6 protein-coding genes and 1 riboswitch are annotated in these 7,676 nt (G+C 33.7%); of the genes, 4 read left to right on the plus strand and 2 right to left on the minus strand.

Translation table 11 applies throughout. The annotated features are described in order from the left end of the window. The first annotated feature begins 372 nt into the window (after nucleotides 1-372). Together AFK68_RS19295 and AFK68_RS45710 are read left to right on the plus strand one after the other, a co-directional pair. Entirely contained in the window at nucleotides 373-732 is a 360-nt protein-coding gene (locus AFK68_RS19295) for a pentapeptide repeat-containing protein (RefSeq protein ID WP_094674259.1), read from the plus strand. A gap of 147 nt (nucleotides 733-879) precedes the next feature. Further along, nucleotides 880-1,059 carry a pentapeptide repeat-containing protein gene (locus AFK68_RS45710; protein WP_094674261.1) on the plus strand — a complete coding sequence of 60 codons (180 nt, stop codon included), beginning with the start codon at nucleotides 880-882 and terminating at the stop codon, nucleotides 1,057-1,059. Between the two features lie 60 nt (nucleotides 1,060-1,119). Here AFK68_RS45710 and AFK68_RS19305 read toward each other — a convergent pair whose 3' ends face one another. Continuing rightward, on the minus strand, nucleotides 1,120-1,344 hold the full coding sequence (locus AFK68_RS19305) for a hypothetical protein (protein WP_094671095.1): 225 nt from the start codon (nucleotides 1,342-1,344) through the stop codon (nucleotides 1,120-1,122). A gap of 371 nt (nucleotides 1,345-1,715) precedes the next feature. Then, a riboswitch (cyclic di-AMP (ydaO/yuaA leader) is annotated at nucleotides 1,716-1,887 on the plus strand. A gap of 108 nt (nucleotides 1,888-1,995) precedes the next feature. Between AFK68_RS19305 and AFK68_RS19310 the strand changes: the two genes are divergently transcribed. Then, nucleotides 1,996-2,358 (plus strand): hypothetical protein, encoded by a 363-nt coding sequence (locus AFK68_RS19310; RefSeq protein WP_094671097.1) that lies wholly within the window; start codon nucleotides 1,996-1,998, stop codon nucleotides 2,356-2,358. Nucleotides 2,359-4,323: 1,965 nt separating this feature from the next. Beyond that, on the plus strand, nucleotides 4,324-5,124 hold the full coding sequence (locus AFK68_RS19315; RefSeq protein ID WP_094674263.1) for a class I SAM-dependent methyltransferase: 801 nt from the start codon (nucleotides 4,324-4,326) through the stop codon (nucleotides 5,122-5,124). Between the two features lie 1,265 nt (nucleotides 5,125-6,389). Here the strand turns inward: AFK68_RS19315 and AFK68_RS19320 are convergent. Beyond that, nucleotides 6,390-6,917, minus strand: a complete 528-nt coding sequence (locus AFK68_RS19320) for a DUF4330 domain-containing protein (RefSeq protein ID WP_094674265.1) — start codon at nucleotides 6,915-6,917, stop codon at nucleotides 6,390-6,392. Between the last annotated feature and the right edge of the window lie 759 nt (nucleotides 6,918-7,676).

The raw sequence follows: 7,676 nt of genomic DNA on the forward strand, positions 1-7,676 counted from the left end.
TTATTACCCCACTAGGTACTAAAGATCCAAACTCTCCTAATAATGCTGACCATGGTTTAATTTGGTCGAAAACTGTGGCTAAAGCTTTTAAAACTGCTCCGAAAACACAAAGGAGAGCATTTTTGGCGCATAGTTGAGCAAAAAAATTTACTCCCCTACTCCTCTACTCCCCCACTCATTAAAAAAGACTTTTTCAGCAAACCCTATTTATTCCTTCTTCCTTCTTCCTTATTCCCTCTTCCTTGCTTCTATCATTTGTAATAAACATTTATCAAATTTATATAAATTCTGACTCCTAACTCCTGCTGGGGTGAATGGCAATTCGCTCCTACCACCAAAATACCACAACTAAAATAGGATTACTATTTTCGGGTGAGTTTTGCTGACTTAAGTGAAGCTGATTTGAGTGAAGCAAATTTACTAGGAGCTAATTTACAAAAAGCAAACTTAAAAGACGCTAATTTAAGAGGAGCCATCTTAAGTAGTGCGAATTTAATTGATGCAAATTTAGCAGGAGCTAATTTGTCAGGTGCAATTATGCACAGTGCAACTATGCGACAGGCTAATCTCGAAAAAGCTGATTTGTCTTGGGCTGATTTATACCAAGCATATCTGGAGAAAGCTAAGTTAAATGGAGCCAATTTATCTAATGCAAATCTGAATCAAGCAAAATTAGAGGAAACTGATTTATGTGGAGCTACTCTACCTAATGGTAAAAAAGGAGATTGTTAATCAAGTTGATTAAAAAAAATTATATTAAATTAAAGTCAAAAATATAATTTGGGAATAGTTTAAGGCAATAACGGAAATTTAATAAATAACTTAAATAGGTCTTTAAAAAATAGCTGAAGGAAGCCAATTAATGAACGCCTTTCANCTATGCGACAGGCTAATCTCGAAAAAGCTGATTTGTCTTGGGCTGATTTATACCAAGCATATCTGGAGAAAGCTAAGTTAAATGGAGCCAATTTATCTAATGCAAATCTGAATCAAGCAAAATTAGAGGAAACTGATTTATGTGGAGCTACTCTACCTAATGGTAAAAAAGGAGATTGTTAATCAAGTTGATTAAAAAAAATTATATTATAGTTAAGTCTAAAATATTATTTAGGTATAGTTTTACGCCATAACAGAAATTTCATCAATTACTTTAATACGTCCTTTACAAATAGCTCGAAGTAGCCTATTGATTGAGCGCTTTTCATCTTCTGGCAAAGACTCATCAAATATAGCTGCCATTAACCCATAACGGTCGGCTAAGGTAATGTAACCTGTGGCATTCGCATGGGCAAAAAGGTCTCCTAATGCAGATGGAAGTAGATAAACAGGAGGTTCTTGATACATGAAAATCATATTTGAACTCTACATTTCTAGTATGGGCGATTTTTTATTATGACACGGTGATACAACATTAACGCAGTAAATGATTACACTTACAAAGTTTAGTGATTATAATCACCATTCTGCTGTGATTAAGAACAGAGTCCCTGACTCAGATAACAAATTAGTTGAGTATAGATTTTGAATTTTCCGGAAAACCGAATTTATAAAATGAATAAAGTAGGTGTACCTTACTTTTTTAGAGCAAATAGTTTAATAATGTCCCAACATTATCTGAAATTCCCAACTCAAAATTGTGATCAAATTCACAAAAATTTTTGTAAAAAAATGTTGACAAATTTGCTCTATAGAAGTTAAGATTATATTACAAAGCAAAATACAGTCAGCCTAATCCGGCATGAAAAGCACAGCAAGAGTGCTGCTGGAGCGGAGGAACCAAAATTAAGGGGCTTATCTCTAAATAGAAATCTTTGAGAAAGATATAGAGAAGGGCATCTCTCAGCCCTAGCCCGTCAGCTAACTTCGTAGGCATTGAGAGGAGAATGAAGAGTCAACCTTCTATAACAATTTAGACAGATTGTCGATTCAGAATCCTTGGTTGGTATAGGTCTGATTTGTTGCGCCCGATAAACCTGACTCTGACGATCTAGAAAAATGGCAGAAAAACTGAATAATTCCCTTTTTGCGACGCTTGCCGTAGTTTTTGCAATACCTCAACAAGCTGTATGGAAGCGCATTGGTCGCTTCGTCATGCCTGATTTAATTTTATTGCCGGCATTAGGATTTTTTTGGGTAATCATGCTGTGGTCTATGGTTAATACCTTTGTCACAACATTTATGCCTAGCCCTTGTTTACCAACAGTCATCAGCACAGTTATAAATGTATCTAAGGTTTCCAAAGGATACTTAGGAGTAGCACACGCTCTCTGGAGTTGTTCTGATGAAACTCATTATATAAATAGTTTATCTGTTCCTGAAGTTGTTTCTAAGCTTGAACAAACCTACGCATCCGTCTAATATTCACTCTCTCAATTTTAATAGGTGCTACCTTGTGAAAATTATATCATAACAAGGTAGTACCTATTATGCTAAATCTGGTTTATAGAGCATCATTTTCTGAAGATGAGGAGATAAAGTGTAGGGAAGATGGGGAGAGGATTTAATTTTACTTAGCATAAAATATCTTGAGTAAGCGAATCTGGTCTTATTTGAGAAGTTAGCCAACTACTATAGGAGGTTAAAGGTTTTTGACATCCCTCTATAGTATTCTGGAGTTGTTGTCTATTGGCTTTCAACCCAGATTGATTGTCCTAACTAAAAAAAACGGCGTTGGTAATTTGAGGTATGATACCATGTCCGGATAAGAGCGCGATAGAACTTCCCATCTCGTTGAGGCAACCAAAAAACTTTCTCCTTCTACTCTTCTTTAGTTCTTCTTTCTTCCCTCCTGACTCCTGACTCCTGACTCCTGACTCCTAAGTAATTAAGATTAATATCATACACTAATTTACCAACGCCAAAAAAACTGACTGCTATATCACAGTCTATCAAAAGATAGTGATGCAAGTCACGCAAACATATACATCCGTTTCACTACGGTGTGGTTGAATGACTCATAGTATTAATGCTTCTTGCCTCACTCTCTGAAGACAAAAATATCACTGTAAATTTACTCATAAATCACCAATAGAAAGCGAAATTAGGGAGATGATTAAACTGTAAACTTCAGGTTACACGGGCGCAAAAATTATGAAAAACCTAATCATTCTTTCTCTCGCTGTTATTCCTTACTATTCCTTTTGCTGGTTTATTTGCCAACATTAATATTACTAATAGACATCTGGTGAAAAAGATACAGCCCTTTGTATAACATTTAAGTACAATAATTGAAGCAATAAACTTTGAGCAAATTAGAACTTATTCTACTTACTATTGTTATTGTACTGATTAGTCGTGCAAAGTGCTATATAGACTTTTTGCGCTTAGTAGGGAACAGAAAATATATTTCCACGAAAAAGATACGAAAAATAATTTTTTCAGTAAATTTACAACTCTAGCTGATCTTAAATAAAGAGCAAATTTATTTTTTAGAGAGGTCTAAGGTGTTGTGCATTTAAACGACTTATTGTTGTGTGCCTCGTTTCAGGGAAAACCCTATATTAATTCTGACTTCTAACTTTTAACTTCTGACTTGCTAATACGCATTTAAAATGTGTATTAGTTTAACTAGCTATTAGTTTTCAGCATTTAGCTATCAGCTAAAAATCCAAGGGTTTAAGTCCCCCACAAGAGTTTGAAAAATTAGTGGTGCGCCTTTTATGGGGGGAAATAATCCCCCATTATACACCGTGAAAAGCTGATTGCTGATTGCTGATTGCTAAGTGCTCCTTCAATACTACTACTTTAGCTAGCTCTTTTCATTTCTATGGAGCAAATGACCCTGCTACTACCGTTAATTTCAGCAAGGATCTACCAAGGATCTACATGGAGGCCAAATAGGAAGTTTTGCAGATTTTGATAGTGCATAGATTTTTAATTGCAACTTGACTTATACTCATAACCAAGTATCTTTTTACTACCTGATAGTAGTAATGTTATTGATACGCAAAGTTGCAGACTAATCTCTCTTCCCTATTTAGTAAAACTGATAAAACTTTGTATCTTACTAACTCCGAAACTAAAACTACTGTAATTTTTGAATCCAGTGATATTTTTGAGGGAAATGGACAGTTCAAGGTGTTGTTGAAAAATGCTTTTTATTGCAAATAAAAAAGATATAGGTATTTTAATTTTATCATAAAGTAGTGGTTATATCAAATCCGTTTGATTAGACATAAAAAAATTCTCCAATTGTCATAACTACTAAATCTTTGTAATTCTCTATCCTCCTGGCTCCTGACTCCTGACTCAATCTATAACTATTTAACCGAATTTAATATCAGTAGTAAAATAAATAGATAAAAATGGATAACTATCTAAAAAATGCAAGACGAAATATTAGCTAAAGAACGAAAATTCCACGATATATGGGCATCAACTATTGATATTGAAGGTATTCGAGTAGTTGATTATTTTGAAAGTTGTACCGCACCAGAAAACAGATTTATCCTCAAAGAAATGGGAGATTTAACAGATAAATACTTGTTAGATTTAGGTTGTGGTGCAGGAGAAAATAGTGTTTATTTTGCTAAAAAAGGAGCGCGGTGTTTAGCAACAGATTATTCTCCGGGAATGGTAGATGTTGCTGTTAATTTGGCAGAAAAAAATGGAGTTAAAATTGAAGGGAGAGTTATGGATGCTATGGCATTAGAATTTCCTGATAATACCTTTGATTTTGTTTATGCTTCTAACCTACTTCATCACTTACCAAATCCAACATTAGCTATTAGGGAAATGCACCGGGTTCTTAAACCTGGTGGCAAAGCTTGTTTTTGGGAACCGTTAAAACATAATCCAGTTATTAATGTTTATCGACGAATTGCAACAAAAGTGAGAACTGAGGATGAAACACCTCTAGATATTAATATTGTTGATTTTGTTCAATCTCTCTATTCAGAAACAGCTTATGATACTTTTTGGTTAGGGACTCTGTGGATTTTTCTCAGGTTTTATTTAATTGAAAAAGTTGACCCAAATAAAGAACGTTATTGGAAGAAGATTATTATTGAAAATCAAAGATTAGAACCAATGTATCGTAAATTAGAAAAGTTGGATGTGGTGTTGAAAAAGTTACCTTTAATGAAAAGATTTGCTTGGAATTTAGCAGTAGTAGCTACTAAGTAGAGAGTGTGTTCAATAACTAATAATTAACAATTAATAACTAATAATTAACAATTAATAATTAATAATTAATAATGGCTCTGTTGCATAATTAGCGATAGAAAATCAATTCTGCAGCTATATCCCTCTCTTTGGCAATTATTGATGTTCTATTCATCTATTGTCCAATAGTTAGGGCTGGCAAATTAAAGCTCAAAGCCTTTATAGGCAAAAGTTTCAGGCTTTTCCCATATCAAAATTGATATTCTATTCATCTATTGTCCAATAGTTAGAGTAGTTTCCGCAGGTTATTATTGTACATATGCACTTGCTTGTGCGATAGCTATATACTTTCATGCAACAAAGCCATTAATAATTAATAATTATCTCTTCTGTAATAGAGGGATTGGCTAAAAGGATTTTTTCTTCTCTTGGTCGATTCGAGATGGCGTTTAGCGTCCCGGAGGAAAAGGGAACCCGCTCTTGCAGAGCCGCTGCCTCTTGCAGAGGAGCTATCCTACGGAATGCTCCACAAACGCTTTATATGTCGCGCAGCGTTTCATGTCGGCTCAAGCGCCGAAAACGCCATCTCTCAACCACTTTTTCTCCATGAATAGAGAGCCTTTATACGTTAATTTTTCGATAAGAGAGGGCAGAGGGGGGAAGTTTCAGGTATAAAAAAGCATATTTTTTTGTTGAGACTTCATACTAAATAAAACTGATTACTCATCCCTTTGTTAAAAACTTACCTCTGTAAGCTCCTTCCCCCAAAACCCTAATTATTCGGGTGCATCTCAATGTATGAAGAAAGCCAAAAATTTATTGCTTTTAGGGAACATTTAACTATTAACTAGGAATAGAAAAAAGTATTTTTGCAAATATTGAGATACACCAAATTATTCAACCGGATATGAATATAAATTACAAAAAAATAAAGGTATAAACCCTTCTATTTCAAGAGAAAAGTGCCAGGATATTTCCTTATATTCAATCCTCTCGGTTTTCCTTGAGGTAATTATAGCAATCCTAAATAGGTCGTAATAGTTTTTATAATAGTTTTTCTGGGCTGAAAACCTTGAAAATTCTGACTCCTGACTCCTGACTCCTGACTCCTAGCTGCCAGGAAAATATTACAACTAAAATAGGATTGCTATATCAATTATCCATTATCAATTATCAATTATCCATTATCAATTATCCATTATCAATTATCCATTATCCATTATCCATTATCCATTATCAATTATCCATTATCCATTATCCATTATCCATTATCCATTATCCATTAATTACTCTTGTACTCGTACATCAATCACACTAGCATTAAAATTATAATCCCTACCCTCCAACTCAATTGTCATGCCAATTTTTACCTTAATATTTCCTAAAACAGGACCATCATCAGTAACTCTACCTTTACCTTCCAATGTTAATAAAACATTCCGACTAAATATTTCTTTATCTCTAGGATCGGGTAAAGCTTTTACCGTTCCATCCGGCTGAGGAACTGCTACTTTTCTAGTTAAAAATTCTACAGATTTTAGGTCAACTTCTCCATAAGGTTGATTCCGAATAATCAATTGAGTTTTTTCCCCTTCCTTTAATAATTTTTCAGGGTAGCGACCTTTTAAACCTAGAACAATAGCATCAACTTCAACTGGTTTAGTCACAATATTGCCCACTTGAGCAACAGAATTTTTATTAGTACCAGGAAATATAAATATTCCCAATAATACCATGAAAATTATTAAGACAGCGCCAACGTCTAAGATACTAATTTTACCAAATAATCGTCCTTGAGAATCCAGAATTTTCATAACTGTATAACTTAATTTTTACAAAAGTAAACTACTCAAAATTAAATTGCCCGATTATAAATTGAACTTTTGATATCCCTCCAGAATATCCCATATAGTATATAGTTAGTGAGCTGGGCACAACGTCAAGATTGCCAACTTTTTTATATTTACCACATAAACCATTCATTTTAGACAATGTGGAGAAATTTATATTAGTATGATGAGCATTTTTGTATGACTAAAAAGTGTAGTAAATCAAATTAATCAGGACTTACGCATGAGGTATGAAAAATGAGGATTTGAGATTCCTTATATCAAATCCAGTAGCATCGGTATAATTAGATAGTTAATCTAGGAGTCAGGAGGGAAGAGAATTTAGAAATATTTACTAATAGCTGAAGATGAATATTTTTTTATACCGAATTAAGTGGATTTGATATTACCTGTCAGTCGCAATGACGAAAATACCTTGTACTACCTAAGTCCTATAGCAATCCTAAATAGGTTGTGACAATTTTTATAATAGTTAATTTGAGCTGAAAATATGAGTAAATTCTAACTCCTGACTCCTTTAGGGAGGATTCAAGAATCGCCCCTACCACCAAAATATTACAACTGTGCAGAGGATTGCTATATTAATGATATTTCTCCCCAAAAATATCCTTTGAGAGAAATTACCGAAAAAATAAGGTTTAAAGCCTCTCCTTTCAAGGAGAAAAAAGAAAAAATTCCTTTTAAGCAATCCTATTCTTAAAAATAATTAATAATTATTAATTG

Source organism: Hydrocoleum sp. CS-953 (genome assembly GCF_002260545.1).
In the GTDB taxonomy this organism is placed as follows: domain Bacteria; phylum Cyanobacteriota; class Cyanobacteriia; order Cyanobacteriales; family Microcoleaceae; genus Trichodesmium.

Bases quoted from the DNA above. Each gene is read 5' to 3' on its own strand.
- AFK68_RS19305 (WP_094671095.1), bottom strand. From the start codon at position 1,344: ATGTATCAAGAACCTCCTGTTTATCTACTTCCATCTGCATTAGGAGAC.
- AFK68_RS45710 (WP_094674261.1), top strand. From the start codon at position 880: ATGCGACAGGCTAATCTCGAAAAAGCTGATTTGTCTTGGGCTGATTTA.
- AFK68_RS19320 (WP_094674265.1), bottom strand. From the start codon at position 6,917: ATGAAAATTCTGGATTCTCAAGGACGATTATTTGGTAAAATTAGTATC.
- AFK68_RS19310 (WP_094671097.1), top strand. From the start codon at position 1,996: ATGGCAGAAAAACTGAATAATTCCCTTTTTGCGACGCTTGCCGTAGTT.
- AFK68_RS19315 (WP_094674263.1), top strand. From the start codon at position 4,324: ATGCAAGACGAAATATTAGCTAAAGAACGAAAATTCCACGATATATGG.